Origin of the sequence: Bradyrhizobium sp. INPA03-11B (genome assembly GCF_040446015.1) — a bacterium.
GTDB lineage: Bacteria > Pseudomonadota > Alphaproteobacteria > Rhizobiales > Xanthobacteraceae > Bradyrhizobium > Bradyrhizobium macuxiense_A.
Window position 1 is genome coordinate 1 of record NZ_JASGSR010000085.1, and the last position, 25,183, is coordinate 25,183.

At 65.8% G+C, this 25,183-nt stretch carries 23 protein-coding genes; 20 read left to right on the forward strand and 3 right to left on the reverse strand.

The window, feature by feature from the left end:
• Positions 1-159: 159 nt before the first annotated feature.
• Positions 160-1,161, reverse strand: coding sequence for an adenosine kinase (locus QMZ05_RS28535; RefSeq protein ID WP_353703786.1), 1,002 nt, complete (start codon positions 1,159-1,161; stop codon positions 160-162).
• A 292-nt stretch (positions 1,162-1,453) separates the two neighbouring features.
• On the opposite strand from QMZ05_RS28535, the gene murJ reads away from it, so the two are divergent.
• The 16 genes from murJ to trmB all read left to right on the forward strand — a co-directional run bounded on the left by murJ (position 1,454) and on the right by trmB (position 16,533).
• Positions 1,454-2,989 carry a murein biosynthesis integral membrane protein MurJ gene (gene murJ, locus QMZ05_RS28540; RefSeq protein WP_353703787.1) on the forward strand — a complete coding sequence of 512 codons (1,536 nt, stop codon included), beginning with the start codon at positions 1,454-1,456 and terminating at the stop codon, positions 2,987-2,989.
• 69 nt (positions 2,990-3,058) lie between these two features.
• Positions 3,059-4,111 carry a tryptophan--tRNA ligase gene (gene trpS, locus QMZ05_RS28545; RefSeq protein ID WP_353703788.1) on the forward strand — a complete coding sequence of 351 codons (1,053 nt, stop codon included), beginning with the start codon at positions 3,059-3,061 and terminating at the stop codon, positions 4,109-4,111.
• An 88-nt stretch (positions 4,112-4,199) separates the two neighbouring features.
• Positions 4,200-4,694: a universal stress protein gene (locus tag QMZ05_RS28550; RefSeq protein WP_074126322.1), complete on the forward strand. Its 495-nt coding sequence runs from the start codon at positions 4,200-4,202 to the stop codon at positions 4,692-4,694.
• A gap of 143 nt (positions 4,695-4,837) precedes the next feature.
• Positions 4,838-5,407 carry a NifU family protein gene (locus tag QMZ05_RS28555; protein ID WP_353703789.1) on the forward strand — a complete coding sequence of 190 codons (570 nt, stop codon included), beginning with the start codon at positions 4,838-4,840 and terminating at the stop codon, positions 5,405-5,407.
• A gap of 158 nt (positions 5,408-5,565) precedes the next feature.
• Complete coding sequence (gene tsaB, locus QMZ05_RS28560) at positions 5,566-6,261, forward strand: tRNA (adenosine(37)-N6)-threonylcarbamoyltransferase complex dimerization subunit type 1 TsaB (protein WP_353703790.1); 696 nt, start codon at positions 5,566-5,568, stop codon at positions 6,259-6,261.
• Positions 6,258-6,743 carry a ribosomal protein S18-alanine N-acetyltransferase gene (rimI, locus tag QMZ05_RS28565; RefSeq protein WP_074126328.1) on the forward strand — a complete coding sequence of 162 codons (486 nt, stop codon included), beginning with the start codon at positions 6,258-6,260 and terminating at the stop codon, positions 6,741-6,743. Before tsaB ends, rimI begins: the two co-directional genes overlap by 4 nt.
• A gap of 68 nt (positions 6,744-6,811) precedes the next feature.
• On the forward strand, positions 6,812-7,264 hold the full coding sequence (locus QMZ05_RS28570; RefSeq protein WP_050629064.1) for a Fur family transcriptional regulator: 453 nt from the start codon (positions 6,812-6,814) through the stop codon (positions 7,262-7,264).
• A 17-nt stretch (positions 7,265-7,281) separates the two neighbouring features.
• Positions 7,282-7,962 carry an HAD family hydrolase gene (locus QMZ05_RS28575; RefSeq protein WP_353703791.1) on the forward strand — a complete coding sequence of 227 codons (681 nt, stop codon included), beginning with the start codon at positions 7,282-7,284 and terminating at the stop codon, positions 7,960-7,962.
• Between the two features lie 169 nt (positions 7,963-8,131).
• Entirely contained in the window at positions 8,132-9,520 is a 1,389-nt protein-coding gene (miaB, locus tag QMZ05_RS28580) for a tRNA (N6-isopentenyl adenosine(37)-C2)-methylthiotransferase MiaB (RefSeq protein WP_353703792.1), read from the forward strand.
• A gap of 65 nt (positions 9,521-9,585) precedes the next feature.
• Positions 9,586-10,596, forward strand: coding sequence for a PhoH family protein (locus QMZ05_RS28585; protein WP_353703793.1), 1,011 nt, complete (start codon positions 9,586-9,588; stop codon positions 10,594-10,596).
• 68 nt (positions 10,597-10,664) lie between these two features.
• Positions 10,665-11,162, forward strand: coding sequence for an rRNA maturation RNase YbeY (gene ybeY, locus QMZ05_RS28590; protein WP_353703794.1), 498 nt, complete (start codon positions 10,665-10,667; stop codon positions 11,160-11,162).
• A 1-nt stretch (position 11,163) separates the two neighbouring features.
• Positions 11,164-12,276 (forward strand): hemolysin family protein, encoded by a 1,113-nt coding sequence (locus tag QMZ05_RS28595; protein WP_353703795.1) that lies wholly within the window; start codon positions 11,164-11,166, stop codon positions 12,274-12,276.
• On the forward strand, positions 12,273-13,886 hold the full coding sequence (gene lnt, locus QMZ05_RS28600; protein ID WP_353703796.1) for an apolipoprotein N-acyltransferase: 1,614 nt from the start codon (positions 12,273-12,275) through the stop codon (positions 13,884-13,886). The genes QMZ05_RS28595 and lnt overlap by 4 nt, the downstream gene beginning before the upstream one ends.
• 262 nt (positions 13,887-14,148) lie before the next feature.
• Positions 14,149-14,565 carry a helix-turn-helix transcriptional regulator gene (locus QMZ05_RS28605; RefSeq protein WP_021082652.1) on the forward strand — a complete coding sequence of 139 codons (417 nt, stop codon included), beginning with the start codon at positions 14,149-14,151 and terminating at the stop codon, positions 14,563-14,565.
• Between the two features lie 73 nt (positions 14,566-14,638).
• Positions 14,639-15,796 (forward strand): M20 family metallopeptidase, encoded by a 1,158-nt coding sequence (locus tag QMZ05_RS28610; protein ID WP_353703797.1) that lies wholly within the window; start codon positions 14,639-14,641, stop codon positions 15,794-15,796.
• A complete protein-coding gene (gene trmB, locus QMZ05_RS28615; RefSeq protein WP_353703798.1) occupies positions 15,793-16,533 on the forward strand; it encodes a tRNA (guanosine(46)-N7)-methyltransferase TrmB in 741 nt (246 codons plus the stop codon). The genes QMZ05_RS28610 and trmB overlap by 4 nt, the downstream gene beginning before the upstream one ends.
• A gap of 95 nt (positions 16,534-16,628) precedes the next feature.
• Here trmB and QMZ05_RS28620 read toward each other — a convergent pair whose 3' ends face one another.
• On the reverse strand, positions 16,629-17,474 hold the full coding sequence (locus QMZ05_RS28620) for a phytanoyl-CoA dioxygenase family protein (RefSeq protein ID WP_353703799.1): 846 nt from the start codon (positions 17,472-17,474) through the stop codon (positions 16,629-16,631).
• 226 nt (positions 17,475-17,700) lie between these two features.
• A complete protein-coding gene (locus QMZ05_RS28625) occupies positions 17,701-18,771 on the reverse strand; it encodes a DUF2336 domain-containing protein (protein ID WP_353703800.1) in 1,071 nt (356 codons plus the stop codon).
• A 361-nt stretch (positions 18,772-19,132) separates the two neighbouring features.
• On the opposite strand from QMZ05_RS28625, the gene rimP reads away from it, so the two are divergent.
• The 4 genes from rimP to infB all read left to right on the forward strand — a co-directional run bounded on the left by rimP (position 19,133) and on the right by infB (position 25,051).
• Complete coding sequence (rimP, locus tag QMZ05_RS28630) at positions 19,133-19,921, forward strand: ribosome maturation factor RimP (protein ID WP_353703801.1); 789 nt, start codon at positions 19,133-19,135, stop codon at positions 19,919-19,921.
• A gap of 3 nt (positions 19,922-19,924) precedes the next feature.
• Positions 19,925-21,541 (forward strand): transcription termination factor NusA, encoded by a 1,617-nt coding sequence (gene nusA, locus QMZ05_RS28635; RefSeq protein WP_050425393.1) that lies wholly within the window; start codon positions 19,925-19,927, stop codon positions 21,539-21,541.
• A gap of 15 nt (positions 21,542-21,556) precedes the next feature.
• Positions 21,557-22,243: an RNA-binding protein gene (locus QMZ05_RS28640; protein ID WP_353703802.1), complete on the forward strand. Its 687-nt coding sequence runs from the start codon at positions 21,557-21,559 to the stop codon at positions 22,241-22,243.
• A gap of 108 nt (positions 22,244-22,351) precedes the next feature.
• On the forward strand, positions 22,352-25,051 hold the full coding sequence (gene infB, locus QMZ05_RS28645) for a translation initiation factor IF-2 (RefSeq protein WP_353703803.1): 2,700 nt from the start codon (positions 22,352-22,354) through the stop codon (positions 25,049-25,051).
• Positions 25,052-25,183: the final 132 nt, after the last annotated feature.

The window sequence follows — 25,183 nt, forward strand, 5'->3', positions numbered from 1 at the left end:
AAGCAGAAGACGGCATCCGCGATTGCTGGACATGTCTCGTGGGCTCGGAGATGTGTATAAGAGACAGCTCTCCACGAGTCATTCTGTGGAGAGAGCCCCCACCCGGCGCTACGCGCCGACCTCCCCGCAAGCGGGAGAGGTGAAGAAAGTGAGCTGCGGTTAAACCAGCAACCCCTTCTGCTTCGCCAGATCCTTCAGCGACACCAGCGGCCGGGCGCCGATGTGCTGGATCACTTCGGCGGCGGCGAGCGCGCCGAGGCGACCGGCATTCTCATGGCCGACATTGCGCACGAGGCCGACCAGGAAGCCGGCCGCGAACAGATCGCCGGCGCCTGTGGTGTCGACGAGCTTGTCGATCGGAGAGGCCGGCGCCGAAGTAACGTCATTCCCGGAGATCACGACACAGCCCTTTTCGCTGCGGGTGACGACGCCGAGCTTGGTGTCCTTGCCGAATTGCTTCAGCGCGGTGTCGAAATCGGAGGTCTGGTACAGCGAGTGCAGCTCGGACTCGTTTGAAAACACCAGGTCGACGATGCCCCGGCGCATCAGGTCAAGGAATTCGTCGCGGTAGCGATCGACGCAGAACGAATCCGACAGCGTCAGCGCGACCCGGCGGCCCGCGCCATGCGCGATATCAGCCGCCTTCACGAAGGCGTCCTTGGCGTTCTTCGGATCCCAGAGATAGCCTTCGAGATAGATGATGCTGGCGGCTGCGATCTGGGCCGGATCGATGTCGTCGGGCGTCAGGTCCTGCGCGGCACCGAGATAGGTGTTCATGGTGCGCTCGCCGTCCGGCGTCACCAGGATGTAGGAGCAGCCGGTGGCCGGGCCGGCCTTGGCCGGCGCGGTGTCGAAGGTGACGCCCGCGGCGCGGATGTCGTGGACGTAGAGCTTGCCGATCTGATCGTCCTTGACCTTGCCGACATAGGCGGCGCGGGCGCCGAGACTGCCGACGCCGACGATGGTGTTCGCGGCCGAACCGCCCGACATCTCGGTCGCAGTGCCCATGTCGCTGTAGATCGCGGTGGCACGCGATTCGTCGATCAGCTGCATCGAGCCCTTGGTCATGCCGTGACGGGCGAGGAATGCCTCATCTGTTTGCACCAGCACGTCAAAGATCGCGTTGCCGATCCCGAGAACGTCATATTTTGCGTCAGCCATCAACCTGCCCTGTGTTAACGCCACCCAACAAGAGCCGCGACCTATCACGTTACGCCTTGGGGCAGCAAGGGAAGCGGAGACTGCCAGTTCCGTCATCGCAACGCGCTTTTGACCCGTCATCCTGAGGCGCGAGCCTCTTTCGCGAGCCTCGAAGGGTGCACGGCCCCACTCTGGCCGATTCATCCTTCGAGGCTCGCTCCGCTCGCGCCTCAGGATGACGGATTGGCACTTGGTCGGGGCTTCGAAAGGAGCGCCGCTGGCAGCAGGGCGCGCGACTGCTATAGAGACACCTATGTTCCGCTCCTTCCTCACGGTCTCCACGGGAACGCTGGCCTCGCGACTGCTCGGTTTCGTGCGCGATTCCGTGATCGCGGCACTGCTTGGCGCGGGGCCGGTGGCGGACGCGTTCCTGGCGGCATTCCAGCTTGTGAATGTCGTGCGACGGCTGCTGGCTGAGGGCGGGCTGAATGCCGCCTTGGTGCCGGCATGGCTGAAGGCGCGCGACGCGGAGGGCATGGCCGCGGCAACCGCGTTTGCCGGCCGCGTGCTCGGCACCGTCAGCGCCGCGGTCATTGTAGCCGCGCTCGCGATCGGCGCGCTGATGCCGCTGGTGATCGCGGCGATCGCGCCGGGCTTTGTCGGCCGCGAGACGCTGCAATTCGCGGTCGACAATGCAAGGCTGATGCTGCCCTATCTCGCCTTCGCCGGCCCGGTCACCGTGATGATGGCGCTGCTCAACGCGCGGGGGCGCTTCGCGCTGATGGCGTTCTCGCCGCTGCTGTTCAACATCGCGCTGATATCCGTGATGGCCGTGTTGCTGGCGCGGCAGCAGGAGCCAGTGCAGGCCGCGCTTGTCATGGCGGCCACGATCGGCGTCGCCGGATTCCTGCAACTGTCGATGCTGGCGCTGCGCGGGGCAAAGCTCGCTTCGCCGCTCCGCATCTCCTTCGATCCGGAAATGCGCGGCTTTCTCGGCCGCGCGGTCCCCGGCATGGTCGCGAGCAGCGCGCCGCAATGGCTCATGGTCGCGGGCGCGGTGATCGCATCGACCTCGCCATCGGCGGTGTCCTGGCTCTATTTCGCCAACCGATTGCTCGAGCTGCCGCTCGGCATCGTCGGCGTCGCGATGGGCACCGTGCTGATCCCGGAGATGACGCGCGCGGTGCGCAGCGGCGACCATGCGGCCATCGCGCATGCCGAATCGCGCGCCCTCGAACTTGCGGCCGGACTGGCGCTGCCGGCGACGCTCGGCCTGATGGTGCTGAGTGAGCCGATCGTGCGGATGCTGTTCGAGCATGGCGCATTCACCGCGGAGGATACCGCGGCAACCGCGCAGGCCCTGATCTGGCTGACGCTGGCGCTGCCGGCGCATGTGCTGGTGAAGGCGCTGTCGCCGGCGTTTTTCGCTCGCGAGGATACGATGACGCCGCTGTTTGCGACGCTGAAGGCCATCGTGGTCTCGATCGCGGCGGCCTTCCTGCTCGGCCATCTCTTCGGCGCCAGCGGCATTGCCGCAGGCATTGCGCTCGGCGCCTGGAGCAACGCGCTGGCGCTGATCCGCAAGGGGGCGGCGACCTTCGGCTTTTCGATCGATCCCGAGGCGCGCCGCCGGCTGCCGCGCATCCTGGCCGCGGCGCTCGCGATGGGCGCCCTGTTATGGCTCGTAGAGGGCGCACTGCCGGCGGGTGGCCACGGTTTGGTGCAGGCAGCCGCCCTGCTCGTGCTGATCGCGGCTGGTATCGCCGGTTACGGGCTGTTCTTGCAGCTTTTCGGCGTCACCGGCTGGCGCGCGGCGGTTAACGCCATCAGGCAAAGGCGCCCCGCCTGACTTGCGCGCGCGGGGCTTAAGTGGCAAACGACGCCGCAAAAGCAGCGGCTATTTCCGGGAAATAACACCATGGCGTTCGTTGAACGGGTTTTCTCAGGCGTCCAGCCGACGGGCAATCTGCACCTCGGCAACTACCTCGGCGCCATCGTCAACTTCGTGAAGATGCAGCAGACCCATAACTGCATCTATTGCGTCGTCGACATGCATGCGATCACGCAGGGCGTCGAGGTCTGGGGCGGCCCGGCCGAGCTCGCGCGCAACACCCGCGAGGTCACTGCGGCCTTCATCGCCGCCGGCATCGATGCCAAGAAGCACATCGTGTTCAACCAGAGCCAGATCGCCGGCCATGCCGAGCTGACCTGGATATTCAACTGCGTCGCGCGCATCGGCTGGCTGAACCGCATGACGCAGTTCAAGGAGAAGGCCGGCAAGGACCGCGAGAACGCCTCCATCGGCCTCTACGACTATCCGGTGCTGATGGCTGCCGACATCCTGCTGTACCGCGCCACCCACGTGCCTGTGGGCGAGGACCAGAAGCAGCATCTGGAGCTGTCCCGCGACATCGCGCAGAAGTTCAACAATGACTTCGGCGATTCGATCCGTGGCCATGGCTTTGCCGACGGCCTGCTCTTCCCGCAGCCAGAGCCGCTGATCACCGGGCCCGCGACGCGGGTGATGAGCCTGCGCGACGGCACCAAGAAGATGTCGAAGTCGGACGCGTCGGACAATTCGCGCATCAACCTCACCGACGACGCCGACACCATCGCGCAGAAGATCCGCCGGGCGAAGACTGATCCCGAGCCGCTGCCGTCGGAGGAAAAGGGCCTCGAGACGCGCCCCGAAGCCGACAATCTGGTCGGCATCTACGCCGCGCTCGCCGGCATCTCCAAGCAGGAGGTGCTGACCCAGTTCGGCGGCGGCCAGTTCTCGACGTTCAAGAACGCGCTGGTCGAGGTTTGCGTCGCAAAACTGGCGCCGATCGCCTCCGAGATGAAGAAGCTGGTCGCCGACCCCGGCCACGTCGATTCGATCCTCGCCGACGGCGCCAACCGCGCCCGCGGCATCGCCGACGAGACCATGCGCATCACCAAGGACATCGTCGGCTTCATCCGCCCGCGCTGACGCACAAGCCGGCAACTGTGCACTCCCTCTCCCAAACGGCGAGGGAGTATGGCAGCATGGGTTGGTTTGGTTCAGCACCGGGACATGCATGACCACCCAGCGACGAAGCTACGAGACAGGTCACAAGCCGAAATGCCTCGTCATCGTTGACGACACGGCTGAATGGGACCGCGCGGTGTATTACGCCAGCCGATGGGCCATCCGGGTCGGCGGCGGCGTCGTGATGCTGCGGGTGATCGAGACCGAGGACCAGAACCAGCAATGGCTCGGGGTCGCCGACATCATGCGCGCCGAGGCCGAGGAGGCCGCCAATGAGGCGCTCGACCGCGCCGCCGGCCGCGCCAACGGGATCGCCGCGATCACCCCGGAGCGGGCGATTCGCGAGGGCGACCCGACCGAGCAGATCCTCGACGTGATCGAGAAGGACGTCGATATCGCGATGCTGGTGCTGGCGGCCAATCCAGGCCCCGAGGGGCCCGGACCGATCATCACCACCATGGCCAAGACCATGGGCGCGTTCCCGATCCCGGTGACCATCGTGCCCGGCGGCCTGACCGACGCCGAGATCGACGCCCTGTCGTAGGTCGTATCGGCCAGGAAACCGCTCCAGAGCATGGATGCGGAGCTGGAACCGCGGTTTTGCGGCTTGATCGCGGGCTTTTTAATTGCCATTTCATAGGGGAACCCAACGCGCCGGCCTTGAACCGGCGACGCCGGAGACAGCAAATGTTCATTCAGACCGAAGCCACACCGAATCCCGCCACCCTGAAATTCATCCCGGGCCGCCTGGTGCTCGACAGCGGGACCATGGAATTCTCGTCGGCCGAATCCGCCGCACGCTCACCGCTCGCCGAACGGCTGTTCGCCGTCACAGGCGTCACCGGCGTGTTCTACGGCGCCGACTTCATCACCGTGACCAAGGCGGACGGCGACTGGCAGCACCTCAAGCCCGCGATCCTCGGCGCCATCATGGAGCATTACATGTCCGGCGCGCCGCTGCTCGCCGACGGCACCGCTGGTAGCGACGACATCAGCGACGAGGCCAACGAGTTCTTCGACGAGGCCGACGCCGAGACGGTCGAGCAGATCAAGGACCTGATCGAGACCCGCGTGCGTCCGGCGGTTGCCAATGACGGCGGCGACATCACCTTCCGCGGCTTCAAGGACGGCATCGTCTATCTCAACATGAAGGGCTCCTGCGCCGGCTGCCCGTCATCGACCGCAACCTTGCAACACGGCATCCAGAACCTGCTCCGGCACTTCGTGCCCGACGTGCAGGAAGTCCGGCCGATGTGATTTGCGCCGGGTGGGTCGCCAGGCGCAGCCCACCTCGATACGACACAGTTGATGGTGGGCACGGTGCTGCGCGCTGTGCCCGCCCGAGAGGGGGGACGAACAGTGAGCCGGCGAATCGGAAATGGTTCGGACCTTCCGTTCGCCCTGACGTTTGCCCCATGATGATTCTCGCCATCGATACCGCGCTCGACGCCTGCTCCGCGGCGGTGCTCGACACCATCTCCGGCAATACCATCGCGATCGAATCGCAGGCGATGCAGCGCGGCCATGCCGAGGCGCTGATGCCGCTGATCGCGCGGGTGATGAAAGAGAGCGGCATCGGCTTCGCCGGGCTTGACCGCATCGCCGTCACCACCGGCCCCGGCAGTTTCACCGGCCTGCGCGTCGGCCTCTCGGCGGCGCGCGGCATCGCGCTCGCCGCGTCCAAGCCGGTCGTCGGGCTGTCGACGCTCGCCGCCTACGCTGCGCCCGTGGTTGCCGAGAATGGCGAGAACCCGATCCTGTCGGCGATCGACGCGCGGCACGACCACGTCTATTTCCAACTGGTGGGCGGCGACGGCGCCCCGATCCTCAAGCCGAAGGTAGCGCCGATCGCGGAGGCGCTCGAAGCCGCCCAATTCGGCGCGCTGCATCTGCTCGGCAACGCCGCAAATATCCTCGCCGAGCGCTGGCCCGCCGACGCAACGCCGCCGGTGAAGATCGACCGGCAACCGGCGCCCGACATCACCTGGGTCGCCTGGGTCGGCGCCGCCGTGGATCCCGAAACGGCGCCGCCGCGTCCGTTCTATCTGCGCGCCCCCGATGCGAAGCCGCCGAAGGATCGCCTCGTCATCAGCGCGCCGCCATCGACATGAGCGGCTGGCTGTCGCGATGGTGGGGCGGCGGTACGCCCGCGGTCGAGCCCGCGTCCCTGCGTGATGCGGCGCGGCTCGCCCAATTGCACGGCGCGTCGTTTCATCGCGGCTGGGGCGAGGGCGAATTCGAGGCGATGCTGACCGAGCGCAACACGCTGGTGCATCGGCTGCGGCAGGGCCGCAAGGTGATCGGCTTTGCGGTGTCGCGAATGGCCGCGGACGAAGCGGAAATCCTGTCGATTGCGATCGATTCCAATCAGCGCGGGCGCGGCCTGTCGCGCGACCTGCTGTTGACCCATCTCGGCCATCTTGCCGGCCGCGGCATCCGCACCATCTTCCTCGAAGTCGAAGAGAACAATGCGCCGGCGCGACGGCTCTATGAAAGGGCCGGATTCGGCGTGATCGGCCGCCGCGAACGCTATTACAAGCAGCCCGGTGGGGAACATTTGAACGCGCTTCTGATGCGGCGCGACTTGTCGTAACATCTGCGCGGTGGCAGAACAGCGCCCTGCTCTGCCGCCTAAGGTTTGAAGAATACGGCCTGAACCCCATGACCACGGTGAAAATCCCGCCTGCGCAGAAAAATACCGGCATCGAGGCGCGCTGCGCCGCGACCGGCATGCGCATGACCGAACAGCGCCGCGTGATCGCGCGGGTGCTTGCGGAGGCCATGGACCATCCCGACGTTGAGGAACTCTACCGCCGCTGCGTGGCGGTCGACGACAAGATCTCGATCTCGACGGTCTATCGCACCGTCAAGCTGTTCGAAGACGCAGGGATCATCGAGCGTCATGACTTCCGCGAGGGCCGTGCACGCTACGAGCAGATGCCGGAGAGCCATCACGACCATCTGATCAACCTGCGCGACGGCAAGGTGATCGAGTTCACCTCCGAGGAAATCGAGAAGCTGCAGGCCGAGATCGCGCGCAAGCTCGGCTACAAGCTGGTCGATCACCGGCTCGAGCTCTATTGCGTGCCGCTCGACGACGACAGCAAGTCGTAGGCGCGCATCGCCCGACCATGAGCTTCGATCTCGTCATCTTCGATTGCGACGGCGTGCTGGTCGACAGCGAGGTGATCTCGTGTCGCGCGCATGCGGACACGCTGACGCGGCACGGCTTTCCGATCACGCCCGACGGCGTGCTGAAGCGTTTCCTCGGCGTGTCCGACCGCGAGGCGCGGCGGATCGTCGAAAGCGAGATCGGCCGCGCCCTGCCCGAGAGCTTCGAGGCCGAGGTCAAGCACGCGACGCTGAGCTTCTACGCCGACGATCTCAGCGCCATCGCGCATGTCGGCGACGCGATCGCCGCGCTCACCTTACCGAAATGCGTGGCGTCGAGCGGCACGCCGGAAAAGATCCATCACGGCCTGACCTGCGCCGGGCTCTACGACCAGCTCGCACCGCATATCTTCTCCGCCGCGCAGGTCCAGCGCGGCAAGCCGGCGCCCGATCTGTTCCTGTTTGCGGCCACCCAGATGGGCGCGCGGCCGGAACGCTGCGTCGTGATCGAGGACAGCGTAGCCGGCGTCACCGGCGGGTGCGCCGCCGGAATGACCGTGCTGGGTTTTTACGGCGGCAGCCATTGCACGGCGGAACACGAGGATTTGCTGCGCCAGGCCGGCGCGGCCATAACCTTCGCCGATATGCGCCAATTGCCCGATTTGATAGCCCGGATTGGCGCCACCGCGCTCGCTGGCTGAATTATCCCGTCATTCCGGGGCCATGCGTCAGCATCGAACCCGGAATCTCGAGATTCCCGGGGCGCACGCCCCGGAATGACCGGGTTGCACCGCTGGATTTTCGCCGGTTTAGGCTATATTTCAGCCCCGGCGCCCGGATGGCGCCGTTTCCTTTCGCAATCAGGGTTCCATGACGACGCCGCGCAAGCTGCACATCAAGTCCTATGGCTGCCAGATGAACGTCTACGATGCACAGCGCATGGTGGACACGCTGGCCGGCGAGGGCTTTGTCGAGACCGCGAGCGCCGAAGACGCCGACCTCGTGATCCTCAACACCTGCCATATCCGCGAAAAGGCGTCGGAGAAGGTCTACTCCGAACTCGGGCGGCTTCGCGTCGCCAAGGATGAAGCCGCGCGGGCGGGCCGCGAGATGAAGATCGCGGTCGCCGGCTGCGTCGCGCAAGCCGAAGGCGCCGAGATCATCAACCGTGCGCCGACCGTCGACATCGTGGTCGGGCCGCAGAGCTATCATCATCTGCCGGAGCTCTTGAAGCGCGCAAAGGAGAACGGCCGCGCGCTCGAGACCGAATTTCCGGTCGAAGACAAGTTCGGCTTCCTGCCGCAGCCAAAGCCGGATGCGATCCGGGCCCGCGGCATCTCCGCCTTCGTCACGGTGCAGGAGGGTTGCGACAAGTTCTGCACCTTCTGCGTAGTGCCCTATACGCGCGGCGCGGAAGTCTCGCGTCCGGTCGCCAGGATCATCGACGACGTCAAGCAGCTCGCCGACAATGGCGTGCGCGAATTCACGCTGATCGGACAGAACGTCAACGCCTATCATGGCGAAGGCCCCGACGGCGGCGCCTGGTCGCTCGGCAAATTGCTGCAACGACTCGCCGAGATTCCCGGCGTCACGCGGCTGCGCTATTCGACCAGCCATCCGCGCGATGTGGATGATGATTTGATCGCGGCGCATCGCGATCTGCCCGAATTGATGCCGTTCGTGCACCTTCCCGTGCAATCGGGGGCGGACCGGATCCTTGCGGCCATGAACCGCAAACATACCGCCGATGACTACCGGCGGGTCATCGACCGGTTCCGGGCGGCACGGCAAGACATTGCTTTTTCATCAGATTTTATCGTGGGCTTCCCCGGCGAGACGAGGGAAGAATTTTCCGCCACCCTCGCGCTTGTCACGCAAATCGGGTACGCTGCGGCGTATTCATTCAAGTATTCGCCACGGCCAGGCACGCCTGCGGCGGAGATGCGGGAGACGGTGTCAGCAGCCGAGATGGACGAGCGCTTGGGGCGGCTTCAGGAATTGATCGACAGCCAGCAATCGGCCTTCAACCGGGCTGCGATTGGCACAACGGTCGATGTGCTGTTCGAGCGCGCCGCGCGCAATCCGGGCCAGATCGTCGGCCGCACCGCCTATCTGCAGCCCGCCCATGTGATGGCATCGCCTGACATCATCGGCCAGGTCCGCTCCGTGAGGATCGACAGCCTCGAGCGTTACAGCCTGATCGGCGAGCTTGCGACGCCGGCAGCGCCGCGCCTCATTTCGCAGACCATTGGAGCCTGAAATCCTTGCCAAAAAGCGCATCGGATTCGTCTTCGCTCGCTCCCAGCCGCAAACCTGACCGCGACATGCAAATGCCACCTGAGACCCGGGCACCTGAGACACAGGTCGTCATCGATTTCGACGACAACCGCGCCGCATCCGCGCTGGTCGGCCCCTACGGACAAAACCTGGCGCTGATCGAGCGGCGGCTCGGCGTGGTGGTCGATTCCCGCGGCAACCACGTCACCATCGCGGGCTCCCGCGACGGCTGCGACGCGGCGCGCCGCGTGCTGGAGACGCTTTACGCCCAGGCCATCGCAGGCCACGACCTCGATCAGGGCGAAGTCGAAGGCGCGATCCGCGCCGTGATCGCGCAGGGCTCGCTGTTCGAATTCGACAACAAGACCGCCAAGCCGACGTTTGAGACCATCAATCTGCGCAAGCGTCCGGTGCGCGCCCGCACCGCGGCGCAGGATTCCTATATCCGCGCGCTGAAGCGGCACGAACTGGTGTTCGGCATCGGCCCGGCCGGCACCGGCAAGACCTGGCTCGCGGTCGCCCACGCGGCGCAGCTGTTCGAGCGCAAGGAGGTCGATCGCATCATCCTGACGCGGCCCGCGGTCGAGGCCGGCGAGCGGCTCGGCTTCCTGCCCGGCGACCTCAAGGAGAAGGTCGACCCGTATCTGCGCCCGATCTACGATGCGCTGTACGATCTGATGGACGCCCGCGTCGTCGAGCGCGCGCTGCAGGGCAACGAGATCGAGATCGCGCCGCTCGCATTCATGCGCGGCCGCACCCTGACCAATGCCGCCATCATCCTCGACGAGGCGCAGAACACCACGACGATGCAGATGAAGATGTTCCTGACGCGTCTCGGCGAGAACAGCCGGATGATCGTCACCGGCGACCCGTCGCAGGTCGACCTGCCGCATGGCCAGGCTTCGGGGCTGACGGAAGCCGTGAAGCTGCTCGATGGCGTCGAAGGCATCGCGCAGGTGCATTTCAAGGCCGAGGACGTCATCCGCCATGAATTGGTGGCGCGCATCGTGGCCGCCTATGAGGGATTGCCGCAAAAGCCGGCAAACGCCAGATCTTGAGACCAATAGCTTCGGCCGCGAGCCCGCGCGATGCGGGTTCCGGCCATAACGCAGATTTTGAAACGAACGTGTCCGCTTTTCCTGCAACCGAGGTTCTAGTCACCGCCGAATGCTGGCAGGCCGAGCCTGATGCCGACGCGGTGATCCATCGCGCCATCGAGGCTGCCGCCACAATCGCCGATGCCGATGTCGCCGATGCCGAGCTTGCGGTGATGCTGACCGACGATTCCGGGATCCGCACCCTCAACGCCAACTGGCGCAGCATCGACAAGCCGACCAACGTGCTGTCGTTTCCGGCGCTGCAGCCGGAAGGCGGAGGCGGGCCTGACGATGCCCCGCGCATGCTCGGCGACATCGCGATCGCCTATGAGACGACGCGACGGGAAGCCGATGAGGAACAGAAACCGTTCGAGCATCATTTGAGCCACCTCGCGGTGCATGGCTTCCTGCATCTGATCGGTTACGACCACGAGAACGACGACGATGCCGAGGACATGGAGGCGCTTGAGCGCGAGATCCTGTCCTCGCTCGGCATTTCCGACCCCTATGCGGATCGGATCGCCTGACATGCCGGATTCCGAACCGACCCATGACAATCCGCGCAACGTGAGCAACCTGCCCGCGGTCGTGCACGACGGCGAGGTGCAACGCCCAGCCGCCGAAGGCTGGCTGGTGCGCGCGATCCGCACGCTGTTCGGCTGGAAGGCCGGCTCGGTGCGCGACGATCTGCAGGTGGTGCTCGACGCCTCGACGCCCGACGATGTCGGCTTCTCGGCGATCGAGCGCACCATGCTGCGCAACATCCTGTCGCTCAACGAGCGGCGGATCGCCGACGTCATGGTGCACCGCGCCGACATCGTCGCGGTCAAGCGCGACATCCCGCTCGGCGAACTGATGGGCCTGTTCGAGAGCGCGGCGCATTCGCGGCTCGTCGTCTACAATGAAACCCTCGACGATCCCGAAGGCATGGTGCACATCCGCGACCTGCTCGCCTTCATGACCGCGAAGGCGCGCGTCACCGATGCGACCAAGACGAAGCGCAAAAAGCCGTTTCCGGCCGGGCTCGATCTGCGCAGCGTCGATCTCGCGCTGCCGCTGGCCGAGGCCCATATCATCCGCAAGCTGCTCTACATCCCGCCGTCGATGCGCGCGATCGACCTGCTGGCGCAGATGCAGGCCTCGCGCATCCATCTCGCGCTGGTGGTCGACGAATATGGCGGCACCGACGGGCTGGTGTCGATCGAGGACATTGTCGAGCAGATCGTCGGCGAGATCGACGACGAGCACGATTCCGACGAGCCGCCGTCCATCGTCCGCCAGCCCGACAATTCTTTCATCGCCGACGCGCGCGCCAGCCTCGACGATGTCCGTTCGGTGATCGGCGAAGACTTCGTGACCGGCGAGGCCGGCGAGGAGGTCGAGACGCTGGGCGGCTATCTGGTGTCGTTCGTCGGCCGCCTGCCGGTGCGCGGCGAGGTGATTTCCGGTCCCGGCAATTACGAGGTCGAGGTGCTCGACGCCGACCCGCGGCGGGTCAAGCGCGTGCGGGTCACGACGCGCAAGGAACGGCCGGCGCCGCGCAAGGAACGCGAACGGCGCCGCGAGCAGGCACCGGACTCCGGCAACCCGCAGGCGAATGACAACATGCCGCCGCCCGGCGAGGGAGCCGGTCCGCAGTGAGGCTGTCAGACAAACTCCGCTCGGTCGGACTTGCGATCATTTTGACCTGGGGATGGAAGCGCGCGGTCCTCGCGCTCACAGCCGGCGCACTGTCCTCGCTGGCGATGGCGCCGTTCAACGCCTGGCCGGTGCTGTTTCTGACGTTTTCGATCGCGGTCTGGCTGATCGACGGCGCTGCTGCCGGGCGCTGGCGTGGCGTGCCCGCCGCAGCGCTGTCCGGCTTCTGGTTCGGCCTCGGCTATTTCGTGCCGGGACTGTACTGGATCGGCTACGCTTTCTTCGTCGATGCCGACACTTTCGCCTGGCTGACACCGTTCGCGGTGCTCGGCCTGCCCGCCTATCTCGCTCTGTTCACCGCCTTTGGCTTCGGGCTGGCAAGGCTGATCTGGCCGCGCGACGCGTCGCGCGTGCTGGCGCTGCCGCTCAGCCTGACGATTTCGGAATGGCTGCGCGGCCATCTCCTGAGCGGCTTTCCGTGGAATGCGTTCGGCTACGCGCTGACCGAGCCGCTGGCGCTGGCACAAACTGCATCGCTGATCGGGCTGTGGGGCATGACGTTCCTGGCCGTCGCGATCTTCGCAAGCCCGGCCGTGCTGATCGACGGCGCCTCGCGCGGCCGCAAGCCGTGGCGCGCGCCGGTGGCCGCGGTGCTGGTTCTCGCCGCGATGCTGGCGTTCGGCGCATTCCGCCTCGCGCAGCAGCCGACCAGCATGGTCCGCGGGGTCAAGCTGCGCATCATGCAGCCCGATCTGCAGCAGGACGCCAAGTTCAACTACTCCGCCAAGGCGGCGGTGATGCAGAAATATCTCACATTGTCGGATCGCGCGTCCGGGCCGCATTCGACCGGCGTGAGCGATGCCACCATCCTGATCTGGCCGGAATCCGCGTTTCCGTTCTTCCTGACCAAGGAAGCCGACGCCATGGCGCAGATCGCCGACCTCTTGCCGAAGGGAACCGTGCTGATCACAGGCTCAGTGCGCGCACCCGATCTGCCGCCGAACGTCCGCATCACGCGGGCCTATAATTCGATCTACGTCATCGACCATGACGGCAGCGTGCTCGCGGTCTACGACAAGCTGCACCTCGTCCCATTCGGCGAATATCTGCCGTTCCAGGACTGGATGGAGAAGCTCGGCCTGGTGCAGCTCACCAAGGTGCAGGGCGGCTACATTCCCGGCACGATCCGCCGCACGCTCGACATTCCCAATGCGCCGCGCGCGCTGCCCTTGATCTGCTACGAGGCGATCTTTCCCGGCAATGTCGTGAGCCGCGACGATCGTCCCGGCTGGATTGTCAACGTCACCAATGACGGCTGGTTCGGAATCTCGACCGGCCCCTATCAGCATTTGCAGCAGGCCCGGCTGCGCTCGATCGAGGAAGGCCTGCCGCTGGTGCGTGCCGCGAATACGGGCATCTCGGCCATCATCGACCCGCTCGGGCGAATCGTCGCGCAACTCGGGCTCGGCGCCGAAGGCGTGCTCGATGCCGGCCTGCCGGCCGCGATAGCGCCGACGATCTATGCGCGCGCCGGGAACATCCCGGCCGCTGTGATTGTGTTGGTTGCCCTCGCAATCGTATTGCGGAGACGTTTTGTCAGGCGAAAAGCCTGATCCTGCATATCGCCGGTTGTCGCCGAACCCGAAAAAACGTCGAAATTTACCTCAGCGCGATTCCACCAGTTGACAGATCGACCGTGCACTTCGCATTGTACGGGTCCACGCGAAATCACAAGCCAAGTCAGCCCCTTTGCGCAAATTGTCCGCATTTCGTCCCGATCCTCCTTGCAGGATTTGACGGCACCGGCGCCTGAGGCATACTCCACGTCCAACTTGCCTCACCCCCCGGGCGCGCAATCCCTTAGGAGAGTTGGAGATGTCCACCAAAGCGCCCAATCCTGTTGACAAGTATGTCGGCAGCCGCGTCCGAATGCGACGCATCATGCTCGGCATGAGCCAGGAGAAACTGGGCGAGGCGTTAGGCCTGACGTTCCAGCAGGTGCAGAAATACGAGAAGGGCACCAACCGTGTCGGCGCCAGCCGGCTGCAGCAGATCTCCGAGATCCTGCAGGTGCCGGTCTCTTTCCTGTTCGACGGCGGCCCGAGCGGCGTCAAGACCGCTGACGGCTTCAGCGAGGGCTCCTCGCCGGCCTATGTGTCCGACTTTCTGGCAACCGCCGAAGGCCTGGCCCTGACCCGTGCCTTCACGCGAATCGCGGACGCCAAGCTCCGCCGCAGCATCGTCGAACTGGTCGAGCAGATCGCGGCGCGCGAGGCGGCCGAACAGGTCTGATCCAGCCTTATCCGTTTGAGAGATCGTCAAATCTGGAATATGTCATTCCGGCGCGCGTTAAGGCGTGCGCTGAATGACAACGCAATTCCTGAGCGACGACAACAGCATGTCCAGCAACCCGTTCGAAACCGCAGATATCCTCGACGGCATTCGCCGCTGGGTCGAGATCGAATCTCCGACCGAGCGGCCGGACCAGGTCAACAGACTGGCTGACCTCGTCGCGTCCGAATATCGCGACCTGCCGGCCACCGTCGACCGCGTTGCGGGACGCGACGGCTGCGGCGATCATCTGGTGACGCGCTCGTCCTGGGGGCAGGACGCCCCGGGCATTCTGGTGCTGAGCCATCTCGACACAGTTCATCCGATGGGATTCATCGAACGGTTACCATTCAAGATCGAAGGCGACAGCGCGTTCGGTCCGGGCATCTACGACATGAAGGGCGGCGCCTATCTCGCCTATCACGCGTTCCGGCAGATCTGCGCCGATGACGCGCGCCCGCCGCTCGGCATCACCCAGCTCTACGTCTCGGACGAGGAAATCGGCAGCCCGACCTCGCGCGCGCTGATCGAGGCCGAGGGACGCAAGGCCAAATACGTGCTGGTGACCGAGCCGGCGCGCGACGGCGGCAAGATCGTCACCGGGCGCAAGGGCGTCGCGCGCTTCGATGTGTTCATCAAGGGCGCGCCCGCGCATGCCGGCACGCGCCCCGAGGATGGCCGCAGCGCGATCCGGGAGCTCGGCAATGTGATCCAGACACTGGAGGCGATGAACGATCTCAAGCGCGGCGTCACCGTCAATGTCGGGGTGGTCCGCGGCGGCACCAAGCCGAACGTGATCGCCGAAGAGGCCTATGCGGAAGTCGACATGCGCGTGCCGTCGATGGCCGACGCCGACGAGCTGGTGCCGAAGATCCTCGGCATCACCTCGCGCACCGAGGGCGTCAGCGTGAAGGTCACAGGCGAATTGAACCGCCCGCCCTATGAGAAGAGCAACGCCGGCGCCGCGCTCTACGAGCACGCCCGGGAGCTTGCCACCGAACTCGGCTTCGAGCTGCTCGATGTGTTCACCGGCGGCGGCTCCGACGGCAATTTCACCGCACCGCATACTGCAACGCTCGACGGCCTCGGCGTCGACGGCAAGGGCGCGCATACCCATTACGAGCAGCTCTACATCTCGTCGATCGAGCCGCGCGCGCGCCTGCTCTACCGGCTGTATCAGACGCTGCGATGACGCCGGCTCCGAACGACACCAGCGATCGCGATCCCCCAGAGGACGGCGCGATGGCCCATTCGCGCGGCTCATTCTTCGGGCGGCGCAAGGGCCACAGACTGCGTTCGCACCAGGCCGACCTGATCGACAATCTGCTGCCGCACCTTTCGGTCGACATCGCGCTGCCGGCGCCCGCGGCGTTGACCGAATTGTTCGATGACGGCACCGAGCATGTCAGGCTCGAGATCGGCTTCGGCGGCGGCGAGCACCTGATCGCGGAAGCGCAGGCATTTCCAAAGACGGGCTTCATCGGCTGCGAGCCCTACGTCAACGGGATGGCGAAGATCCTGACCCAGATCGAGGCGCTGAATATCGGCAACATCCGCCTGTTCGCCGGCGACGCCGCCGAGCTATTGGCCTGGGCGCCAGCGCGCTCACTTGCGCGCATCGACCTGATTCATCCCGATCCCTGGCCGAAGCGGCGACACTGGAAGCGGCGCTTCGTGCAGGATGCAACGGTCGCCGCGATGACGCGGCTGCTTCCGCCCGGCGGTGAATTCCGCTTCGTCAGCGACATCGACGATTATTGCGCCTGGACGCTCGCGCATCTGATGCGCTCGCCCGACTTCGCCTGGCTCGCCGAGCGCGCGATCGACTGGCTCGAGCCGTGGCCGAACTACACGATGACGCGCTACGGCGCCAAGGCCGAGCGCGAAGGCCGCAAGGCGGCGTATTTGAGGTTTCGGCGCGTCGATTGATCCGTCGTTCCGGGGCGCGAGTGAAACGAGCGAACCCGGAACCTCGAGATTCCGGGTTCGATGCTAACGCATCGCCCCGGAATGACAGATAGATACTATGCCTTCTCTTCCGCCATCCGCGCCTTCCTGACGTCGGTCGCCTCCCAGACCATGCGCTTGCCGCGCTCGCGGCCGAGCAACTCGATCGGATCGTGATTGTCGATGTGGCCGAACTGGCCTTTGTAGACGCTGTATCCGCACAATTCCTGCAGACGGCGCGGAAAGCGCGCCGCGGTCTCGCGGGGAATGCCGAGCTGCAGGTTCTCCTGCTGGCGCATCCAGCCCCAGCAATAGGCGCAGGAGAATGCGAAGCGCCGCGCATCGCTGGAGTTGGCGCCGCCGCCATGCCACAGCGCGCTGTCGAACAGCATCACGCTGCCCGCCGGCATGGTCGCGGTGAGCGCGTCGTAATCCCTGCCGTATTCCGGCGACGAATCGAATTTGTGGCTCGCCGGAATGATCCGCGTCGCGCCATTGTCGTCGCGGAAATCGGTTAGCGCCCAGATCGCATTGATCGTGATCGGAATGTGCGGCCGCGGCAGCGGGATCAACTGGGTGTCTTCGTGAATCGGCTGCGCCTCCTGGCCCGGGCCGAGCACCAGCGAGCAGAACGACGACAGCAGGCACTCCCGGTCCAGCACGCGCTCGACCACCGGCAGCACGTTCTCGTGCAGTGGCACCTCCCAGAACAGCTCGTCATAGGTCAGGAGGTTGTTGATGCGCAGCGTCTTGAAGCCTTCGAACGATGTCCGGGCAAGGCCGAGATTATTCTCGCGCTCGATCCGCTCGACCGCCGCCTTCAATCCCTCGACCAGGTCAGGCGAGGCGGCGCGCTCGATCACGGTGTATCCGTCATCGCGGATCCGCTCGGCGTGCGATTGGATGTCGGCGTCGGTCAGCATGGCAATCTCCCCGTTGGCGCTGTGTCGCGCCTTGCGGAAAGCATAGCTGGCCGATTCAAGTTTGGGGAAGGGATTTTTGGCCCTGCTGCTCAGCCTCGTCATTGCGAGCGAAGCGAAGCAATCCATCACTGCGCTTGCGCGGAAGCATGGATTGCTTCGTCGCTTCGCTCCTCGCAATGACAGAGAGAGAGAGAATTTGCCGCCGAGAATCGCGCGGCGCTCGACGTTACCGCGACTTCCAGAAATCCACGACGCGCTGCGCGGTCGATGGCATCAGGCGCACGAAGTTCACCCGTGCACCTTCGATATCGGCCGGTGACGGCACGCGGTTCGGCCCGAGCCGCATCAGGATCAGGGCGCGCACGGTCGGCCATTCGAAGCCGATCGTCTTGCTGGCGATCAGGATCGGATCGTAACGATCGCCGGAGATCAGACGATCGAGCGAGACGATCTTCACGCCGGTCATCGCGGCGAGCGCGGCGACGCATTCCTCGTATTTGAAGGCCTTTGCGAAGCCGACCACAGCGGCCTCGTTCAGTTCGCCGGCGCGGTGCAGCGCCAGGATCGTGCGCTGCGCGGCAGCGAAATCGCGGCCCTCGACCTGCACGACGACGCCCTCGATCTCGTTCAGAGCCAGCTTGATCTCGGCCTGCCGTTCCGGCTTGGCGACGACTTGCAAGCGGCGGCGGATCACGTCGATCGAGCCGGCCAGCAGGCTCTTCAGATGCGCGGGCGGGAGATCGTCACGGCGGCCGATCCGCAGCGTCAGCACGCCGTCCTGGCCGGCGCGCCGCACCAGCGTCGTGAAGGACGCGTCCGAGAACGCCGCGCCGGCATTGCCGGCCGCGCATCGGATCACATCGCGATCGCCGCGACGGACGAGGACGTCGGTCAGCGCGGTCGAGAGCTTCGATCGCTCGGCCATTGCCAGCAGATGGCCCTGGCCCTTGGCATTGGCGATCTCGACCAGCGCCTTTTCGTCGATCACCGGCGATTTGCGCAGCACCGGGCCGGCAATCGCGACCTCGTCGTCGCGGGCGAGTTGCCCGACCAAATGGCGCGGCGCGTTGGCGAGCGGCGCGAGCCGTTCGGCAAGATCGATCCGCGCCGCAAGCTCGGCGTGCGGCACCAGGCTGGTCAGCACCCCGTCGAACAGGTCGATATGGTCGGGGCGAAAGCTCGCGGCGCCCTGCAGGAACAATTCGCCGAGCCGCCGTGCGGCCTCGGCGCGGCGCTTGGGGTCGCCGCGGCGAACGATGTCGTCGAGTTCCGGGATCAGCGCGGGGGCTGTCGTCATGAGCCTTGTCCAACCGGCGACTTCTGCCGATTTTCGGCAATCTATGGTCCCGTTCGTAAACGGAGGGTTAGGTCAAACCTGCACCCGGGGAGGGGCAAAATCGCCCTCCGCCGGGAAGGGAGGCCTTGCCGGACCCCTGCAAAAGGGCTATATCCACCGCAACTTATGGTATCTCATACGATCGCGTAGGAGAGTGGGCCCCCCGGGACCCGCTCTTTTTTATTACCTGACGGGACCCAGCGAGGCCGAGTCCAGTTTGGGTAGCGTTAGCGGCCCCTTAAGGCCACCCGAACAACACAACAGACCCAACCTTTAGAGCTAAGACCCAACCTTCAGACCTAGACAGCCTTTGACACTCGATATGACCGACCCGACCGCCACGTCCGTGGACCCCGAACTGCTCGCCGAGCCGAGGCTCGTCGTCGAGCCCGGGGTCGCGGCGCGCGTCGCCGCGGTCGCGGTGCCGGTGCTGCAGGGCATGGGCTATCGCCTGGTGCGCATCAAGGTTTCGGGCGATGCCGGCTGCACCGTGCAGATCATGGCGGAACGCCCCGACGGCTCGATGCAGCTCGAGGATTGCGAGGCGATCTCGCGCGCGCTGTCGCCGGTGCTCGACGTCGCCGACCCGATCGAGCGCGCCTACCGGCTGGAAATCTCGTCGCCCGGCATCGACCGCCCGCTGGTGCGCCGCTCCGACTTCGAGCGCTACACCGGGCATCTGGTGAAGATCGAGATGGCGGTGCCGCATCAGGGCCGCAAGCGGTTCCGCGGCCTGCTCGCCGGCGTCGAGGGCAATGCGGTGCGCGTCAAGCGCGACGATCCGCGTCCGACCGAGGACGCCGAAGTCCTGCTGGTGATGGAAGACATCTCGGACGCGCGGCTGGTGCTGACCGACGAGCTGATCGAGGAATCGATGCGCCGCGGCAAGGCCGCCGAGCGCGAGCTGCGCCGCGAACTCGGCCTTGCGCCGCCGCAGCCGGCCCACGCCAAGAAGAGCGATCCGGCGAAGAGCCAGAAGCCGAAACCCAAGCCCGATCACAAGCCTGGTCACACGACCGGCAAGAAGCCGGCTCCGACCAACACGAAAAAGCACCGCCTGGCCGCCGAGCGCGCGCGCCGTGGCGAGATCGATCCATTCGAAGGAGACTAAGCCATGGCAGTCAGCGCCAACAAACTCGAACTGCTGCAGATCGCAGACGCAGTTGCGCGCGAAAAGTCGATCGACCGCTCCATCGTGATCGCGGCGATGGAAGACGCCATCGCCAAGGCCGCCCGCGCCCGCTACGGCAGCGAGACCGACGTCCATGCCGAGATCGACGCCAAGAAGGGCGAGCTGCGGCTGACCCGCCACATGCTGGTGGTCGACGTCGTCGAGAACTCCTCCAACCAGATTTCGCTGTTCGACGCGCAGCGCGCCAATCCGGGCGCCCAGGTCGGCGACACCATCGCCGACACGCTGCCGCCGCTGGAATATGGCCGCATCGCGGCGCAGTCGGCCAAGCAGGTGATCGTGCAGAAGGTGCGCGAGGCCGAGCGCGACCGGCAGTACCAGGAATTCAAGGATCGCATCGGCGACATCGTCAACGGCATCGTCAAGCGCGTCGAATATGGCAGCGTGATCGTCGATCTCGGCCGTGGCGAAGCCATCGTGCGCCGCGACGAGATGCTGCCGCGCGAAGTGTTCCGCAACGGCGACCGCGTCCGCGCCTATATCTTCGACGTCCGCCGCGAGACCCGCGGTCCGCAGATCTTCCTGTCACGCACCCATCCGCAGTTCATGGCGAAGCTGTTCGCGCAGGAAGTGCCGGAAATCTATGACGGCATCGTCGAGATCAAGGCGGTCGCCCGCGATCCCGGCTCGCGCGCCAAGATCGGCGTGATCTCGCGCGATTCCTCGGTCGACCCGGTCGGCGCCTGCGTCGGCATGCGCGGCTCGCGCGTGCAGGCCGTGGTGAACGAGCTGCAGGGCGAGAAGATCGACATCATTCCGTGGTCGCCGGACATCGCGACCTTCGTCGTCAACGCGCTGGCGCCCGCTGAAGTCGCCAAGGTCGTGATCGACGAAGACCGCGAGCGCATCGAGGTCGTGGTTCCCGACACCAACAACCAGCTGTCGCTGGCGATCGGCCGCCGCGGCCAGAACGTTCGCCTCGCCTCGCAGCTGACCGGCTGGGACATCGACATCCTGACCGAGCAGGAAGAGTCGGAGCGCCGCCAGGCCGACTTCGAGAACTCGACCCGCGTGTTCATGGAAGCGCTCAATGTCGACGAAGTGGTCGGCCAGCTGCTCGCCTCCGAAGGCTTCACCTCGGTCGAGGAACTCGCGCTGGTCGACGTCAAGGAACTCGCCGGCATCGAAGGTTTCGACGAGGAAACCGCGACCGAGCTGCAGACCCGCGCCCGCGAGTATCTGGAACAGCTCGAGGCCGAACTCGAGGCCAAGCGCAAGGAACTCGGCGTCGAGGACGCCATGAAGGACGTCCCCGGCATCACCGGCAAGATGCTGGTGAAGCTCGGCGAGAACGACGTGAAGACCGTCGAGGACCTCGCCGGCTGCGCCACCGACGACCTGGTCGGCTGGACCGAGCGCAAGGAAGGCGGAGAGCCGACCAAGCATGCCGGGTTCCTCGATGGCATCGAGATCTCGCGCGACGAGGCCGAGGCCATGATCATGCAGGCCCGCCTCAAAGCCGGCTGGATCACCGAGGCCGACCTCGCCAAGCCTGCCGAGGAGGCCGACGCCGCCGAAGCAGAAACAGCGGCGTCGTAAGGAGATGCCCCACGGATGCTCGCTCAGGCTGACCCCGATCTCGACGATGGCCCGCGGACGCAGAAGTCCGCGACCACGCGGATGTGCGCGGTCAGCCGCGAGGTGCGTCCGATCGACGAGCTGATCCGGTTCGTCGTCGCGCCCACGGGCGAGGTGATCCCGGATCTGAAGCGCAAGCTGCCCGGCCGCGGATTATGGGTTTCCGCATCGCGGCGCAGCGTTGCGGAAGCGGTCCGCCGTCACCAATTTAGCAAGGGATTCAAGCGCGATGTCCGTGTCGCGCCGACCCTTCCCACCGACACCGACGCACTTTTGGTGCGCAGCCTCACCGAGGCCCTGGCGATGGCCGCCAAGGCCGGTCAGGTGGTCGCAGGCTTCGGCAAGGTCGAGGACGCACTCAACCGGAACGAAACTGCAGCCCTGATCCACGCTTCCGACGGCGCAGCGGACGGAATCCGCAAATTGGACGCGATCGTCAGGCAAAGGGGCGAAAAACGTGGTGAATCGCCAGTAATCGCCGTCGTCAATGTTTTGACGTCGGAAGAATTGGATTTGGCACTTGGGCGGTCAAATGTGATACATGCTGCGCTGCTCGCGGGCCCAGCGAGCAAGACGTTCCTGTCGCGCTGCCAGATGCTGGTCCGATACCGGATGGCCGACGACGACAAGACCGCCGAAGCGGCCAGAAATTCCAGAGCGTGACCCAGGAAGGCGGACGCCGTCTTTCCGACCGGATCATGCTCAGCAAACGACGACACGTTGAAGGATTTGTGCGGTAAACGCACAGCGAAACGAGATTAGGACTGCTGAATGGTTGATACCAAGACCCCTGGCGACAAGACTCTGAGTGTCCCGAGCAAGACGTTGTCGCTGAAGCCGCGCGTCGAGACGGGCACCGTGCGCCAGAGCTTCAGCCACGGCCGGACCAAGCAGGTCGTGGTCGAGAAGCGCGGCAAGCGCCGCGTCGGTGGCGATGGTCCCGGCGAGGCGCATGCGCCCGAACCCGTGGTTGCAAAGCCGGTGGCGCCCGCCCCCCGGCCGCCGCAGGGCCGCCCGTCAGGCTCGCCTCCCGGCCAGCAACAGCGCAACGCCCGTTCCGGCGTGGTGCTGCCGACCTTGACCGAAGACGAGCGTTCCGCGCGCGCCAGTGCGCTGGCCGATGCGCGGCAGCGAGACATCGAAGAGCGCCGCCAGGCCGAAGAGGAAGCCAAGCGCCGTGCCGTCCGCGAAGCTGCCGAGAAGGCAGAGCGCGAGGCCGCCGAAACCCGCCGCAAGGCGGAAGAAGAGCGCCATCGCCACGAGGAAGAGGCCAAGCGCAAGGCCGAAGTCGAGGCCAAGCGCCGCTTCGGCGAGGGCGAGGCCAAGCCCGGCGCGGCACCCGCCGCTGCACCGGCCAGGCCCGCGACAGCCGCCCCCACATCTGCTCCGGCCGCCCGCGCGCCCGCAGCCCGCCCGGCGACCACGACCACCGCGCGCACCCCGGCCTCTGCGCCGAGGCCGGCGGCGGTTGCGGCCGGGCCCGACGAAGACGAAGGTCCGCGCATGGTGCGGCGCCCCGGCGGCGCCGTGCGCCCCGTCGCGGCTCCGAAGACCACTCACAAGCCCGGTCCGCAGAAAGAGCGCGGCCGCCTCACTCTGACCACTGCGCTCAACGCCGATGACGTGCGCGAGCGCTCGATCGCCTCGTTCCGCCGCCGCACCCAGCGCCTGAAGGGGCACGCGTCGAACGAACCCAAGGAAAAGCTGATCCGCGAAGTCACCATCCCGGAAGCGATCACGATCCAGGAACTCGCGAACCGCATGTCGGAGCGCGCGGTCGACGTCATCCGCATGCTGATGAAGCAGGGCGCGATGCACAAGATCACCGACGTGATCGATGCCGACACTGCGCAGCTGATCGCCGAAGAGCTCGGCCACAGCGTCAAGCGCGTCGCCGCGTCCGACGTCGAAGAGGGCCTGTTCGACATCGTCGACGATTCGACCGACACAGAGCCGCGCTCGCCCGTCGTCACCGTCATGGGTCACGTCGACCACGGCAAGACCTCGCTGCTCGACGCGCTGCGCCACGCCAACGTGGTGTCGGGCGAAGCCGGCGGCATCACCCAGCATATCGGCGCCTACCAGGTGCTGTCGCCCGAGACCGGCACCAAGATCACCTTCATCGACACGCCCGGCCACGCCGCGTTCACCGCGATGCGCGCCCGCGGCGCCAAGGTCACGGACATCGTCGTGCTGGTGGTCGCGGCCGATGACGGCGTGATGCCGCAGACGATCGAAGCGATCAACCACGCCAAGGCGGCCAAGGTGCCGATGATCGTGGCGATCAACAAGATCGACAAGCCCGATGCGCGGCCGGAGCGCGTGCGCACCGAATTGCTGCAGTACGAGGTGCAGGTCGAATCGCTCGGCGGCGACGTTGTCGACGTCGAGGTCTCGGCGAAGAACAAGACCAATCTCGACAAGCTGCTCGAGATGATCGCGCTGCAGGCCGAAATCCTCGACCTGAAGACCAATTCGGAGCGTCCGGCGGAAGGCACCGTGATCGAAGCCAAGCTCGATCGCGGCCGCGGTCCGGTCGCAACCGTGCTGGTGCAGCGCGGCACGCTGCGCGTCGGCGACATCATCGTGGCCGGCGCCGAGATGGGCCGCGTCCGCGCCCTGATCTCCGACCAGGGCGAGAATCTCGAAGAGGCCGGTCCGTCCGTGCCGGTCGAGGTGCTCGGCTTCAACGGTCCGCCGGAAGCCGGCGACCGCCTCGCGGTCGTCGAGAACGAAGCCCGCGCCCGCCAGGTCACGAGCTACCGCGCGCACCAGAAGCGCGAGAACGCCGCTGCCTCGATCTCCGGCATGCGCGGCTCGCTCGAGCAGATGATGTCGCAGCTCAAGACCGCGGGCCGCAAGGAGTTCCCGCTGATCGTCAAGGCCGACGTGCAGGGCTCGCTGGAAGCGATCCTGGGCTCGCTCGAGAAGCTCGGCACCGACGAAGTCGCCGCCCGCATCCTGCATGCCGGCGTCGGCGGCATCTCGGAGTCCGACGTCACGCTGGCGGAAGGCTTCAACGCCGCGATCATCGGCTTCTCGGTCCGTGCCAACAAGGAAGCGGCAGCCGCGGCCAAGCGCAACGGCATCGAGATCCGCTACTACAACATCATCTACGACCTCGTGGATGACATCAAAAAGGCGATGTCCGGCCTGCTCGCGCCCACGCTGCGCGAAACCATGCTGGGCAACGCGCAGATCCTGGAAGTGTTCAACATTTCCAAGGTCGGCAAGGTCGCGGGCTGCCGCGTCACCGACGGCACAGTGGAACGCGGCGCCAACGTTCGCCTGATCCGCGACAACGTCGTGGTGCACGAAGGCAAGCTGTCGACGCTGAAGCGCTTCAAGGATGAAGTGAAAGAAGTGGTCTCCGGCCAGGAGTGTGGCATGGCATTCGAGAACTACGGCGACATGCGTGTCGGCGACGTGATCGAATGTTACCGCATCGAGACGATCCAGCGCTCTCTGTAAGTCCAAATCTTACGAAGCTCAGCGTTGGGTCCATTTAACTGAAATGCGATGACGTGGCCGGACGTTTAGTCCGGCCACCCGCGCATTGCCCGATTGAAAGCAAAGCTAGGACATTGATGCCCGCGGCCACGG

Bases quoted from the DNA above. Each gene is read 5' to 3' on its own strand.
- nusA (WP_050425393.1), top strand. From the start codon at position 19,925: ATGGCAGTCAGCGCCAACAAACTCGAACTGCTGCAGATCGCAGACGCA.
- QMZ05_RS28555 (WP_353703789.1), top strand. From the start codon at position 4,838: ATGTTCATTCAGACCGAAGCCACACCGAATCCCGCCACCCTGAAATTC.
- QMZ05_RS28570 (WP_050629064.1), top strand. From the start codon at position 6,812: ATGACCACGGTGAAAATCCCGCCTGCGCAGAAAAATACCGGCATCGAG.
- trpS (WP_353703788.1), top strand. From the start codon at position 3,059: ATGGCGTTCGTTGAACGGGTTTTCTCAGGCGTCCAGCCGACGGGCAAT.
- QMZ05_RS28575 (WP_353703791.1), top strand. From the start codon at position 7,282: ATGAGCTTCGATCTCGTCATCTTCGATTGCGACGGCGTGCTGGTCGAC.
- rimP (WP_353703801.1), top strand. From the start codon at position 19,133: ATGACCGACCCGACCGCCACGTCCGTGGACCCCGAACTGCTCGCCGAG.
- QMZ05_RS28640 (WP_353703802.1), top strand. From the start codon at position 21,557: ATGCTCGCTCAGGCTGACCCCGATCTCGACGATGGCCCGCGGACGCAG.
- QMZ05_RS28585 (WP_353703793.1), top strand. From the start codon at position 9,586: ATGCAAATGCCACCTGAGACCCGGGCACCTGAGACACAGGTCGTCATC.
- infB (WP_353703803.1), top strand. From the start codon at position 22,352: ATGGTTGATACCAAGACCCCTGGCGACAAGACTCTGAGTGTCCCGAGC.
- QMZ05_RS28610 (WP_353703797.1), top strand. From the start codon at position 14,639: ATGACAACGCAATTCCTGAGCGACGACAACAGCATGTCCAGCAACCCG.
- QMZ05_RS28625 (WP_353703800.1), bottom strand. From the start codon at position 18,771: ATGACGACAGCCCCCGCGCTGATCCCGGAACTCGACGACATCGTTCGC.
- rimI (WP_074126328.1), top strand. From the start codon at position 6,258: ATGAGCGGCTGGCTGTCGCGATGGTGGGGCGGCGGTACGCCCGCGGTC.
- murJ (WP_353703787.1), top strand. From the start codon at position 1,454: ATGTTCCGCTCCTTCCTCACGGTCTCCACGGGAACGCTGGCCTCGCGA.
- trmB (WP_353703798.1), top strand. From the start codon at position 15,793: ATGACGCCGGCTCCGAACGACACCAGCGATCGCGATCCCCCAGAGGAC.
- miaB (WP_353703792.1), top strand. From the start codon at position 8,132: ATGACGACGCCGCGCAAGCTGCACATCAAGTCCTATGGCTGCCAGATG.
- QMZ05_RS28550 (WP_074126322.1), top strand. From the start codon at position 4,200: ATGACCACCCAGCGACGAAGCTACGAGACAGGTCACAAGCCGAAATGC.
- QMZ05_RS28620 (WP_353703799.1), bottom strand. From the start codon at position 17,474: ATGCTGACCGACGCCGACATCCAATCGCACGCCGAGCGGATCCGCGAT.
- QMZ05_RS28595 (WP_353703795.1), top strand. From the start codon at position 11,164: ATGCCGGATTCCGAACCGACCCATGACAATCCGCGCAACGTGAGCAAC.
- QMZ05_RS28605 (WP_021082652.1), top strand. From the start codon at position 14,149: ATGTCCACCAAAGCGCCCAATCCTGTTGACAAGTATGTCGGCAGCCGC.
- QMZ05_RS28535 (WP_353703786.1), bottom strand. From the start codon at position 1,161: ATGGCTGACGCAAAATATGACGTTCTCGGGATCGGCAACGCGATCTTT.
- tsaB (WP_353703790.1), top strand. From the start codon at position 5,566: ATGATGATTCTCGCCATCGATACCGCGCTCGACGCCTGCTCCGCGGCG.